This window comes from Streptomyces niveiscabiei (assembly GCF_001419795.1).
In the GTDB taxonomy this organism is placed as follows: Bacteria; Actinomycetota; Actinomycetes; order Streptomycetales; family Streptomycetaceae; genus Streptomyces; species Streptomyces niveiscabiei.
In genome coordinates this window covers 1-1,441 of record NZ_LIRL01000559.1, presented here as the reverse complement: position 1 = coordinate 1,441, position 1,441 = coordinate 1, and the positions used below count along the sequence as shown (strand labels likewise).

General features: G+C 69.9%; 1 protein-coding gene. It reads right to left on the bottom strand.

What is annotated here, in order from left to right; translation table 11 throughout:
• Nucleotides 1-2: 2 nt before the first annotated feature.
• On the bottom strand, nucleotides 3-1,441 hold a 1,439-nt coding region (locus tag AOK24_RS26145), incomplete at its 5' end, for an amino acid permease (RefSeq protein WP_055722516.1).

Sequence of the window (1,441 nt, the reverse complement as noted above, 5' to 3'; positions counted from 1 at the left end):
GGTTATTGGGGGCGGCGGTCGGGGTTCAGGAACCAGTGGCGGGCCGAGGTGAGCCACCAGGTCGCCGCGAAGCCGAGGACGACGAGGACGGCGATGGGGGCGTAGTTGAAGGTCGCCCAGGTGACGGGGGAGACCTGGGGGAGCATGAAGAGGACGGTGATGAGGACGACCCAGGTCACCGCGACCGTGCCGACGAGCGAGGACCAGCGGCCGAGGTGCCAGGGCCCCCGGTCGAAGTCGGCCCCCTTGCGCAGCCGCAGGAACGTCGGGATGACGTACGCGATGTACAGCCCGATGACGGCGATGGAGGTCACGGCCGCGTACGCCGTCTCGTTGATGAGGTAGGGCAGGCCCAGGACGAGCGCGCCGCCCGCCGCGAGCCAGACGGCGGCGACAGGGGTCCGCGTACGGGGACTGACCGTGTGCCAGACGCGGGAGAAGGGGAGCGCGCCGTCGCGCGAGAAGGCGTAGATCATGCGGGAGTTGGCGGTCACGGACGCCATCCCGCAGAAGAGCTGCGCGCCGATGACGACGAGCAGCAGCAGCTTGCCGGCCGTCGCGCCGAGGGCGTCGAGGAGGATCTGGGCGGGCGGTACGCCGGTCTCGGAGCCCAGCTGCGCGTCGTACGACCGGATCGCGAAGGTGAAGCCGAGCAGGAGCACGAACCCGGCGATCCAGGAGGTCCAGATGGAGCGGACGATGCCCTGCGGGCCGGCGGTGGACGCGTCGTGCGTCTCCTCCGTCATGTGCGCGGAGGCGTCGTACCCGGTGAACGTGTACTGCGCCATCAGCAGCCCGAGCGCGACGACGTACACGCCGCTCCCCCACCCCGTGTTGTTGACGAACTCCCCGAAGACGAAGGACGCGGACTGGTGGTGGTCCGGCGCGAAGGTGAGCGCGCCGACGATGACCGCGACGCCGAGGACGTGCCACCAGACGCTGACGCTGTTCAGCAGCGCGACGATGCGCACGCCGAAGGTGTTGAGGAGGCCGTGCAGCAGCAGGATCGCCGCGAAGAGCAGGATCGTACGGCCGGGGGTCACCTCGAAGCCGAACTGGAGGTTGAGGTACGCGCCGAGGAACGACGCCGCGCCGAAGTCGACACCCGCGGTCACCGCGATCTGGCCGAGGACGTTGAACCAGCCGGTGAACCAGGCCCAGGCGGCGGCCGTACGCGGGGGCGCGAGGCGGTGCGCCCAGAAGTACAGGCCCGCCGAGGTCGGGTACGCCGAGCAGATCTCGGCCATCGAGAGCCCGACGAACAGGGTCATGAGCCCTACAGCGACCCAGCCCCAGGTGATGACGGCGGGGCCGCCCGTGTTCATGCCGAACGCGTAGAGGGTGAGGCAGCCCGACAGCACCGAGATGATCGTGAAGGAGACGGCGTAGTTGGAGAACGCGGACATGCGGCGGGCGAGGACCTGGGTGTAGCCGAGCTGGG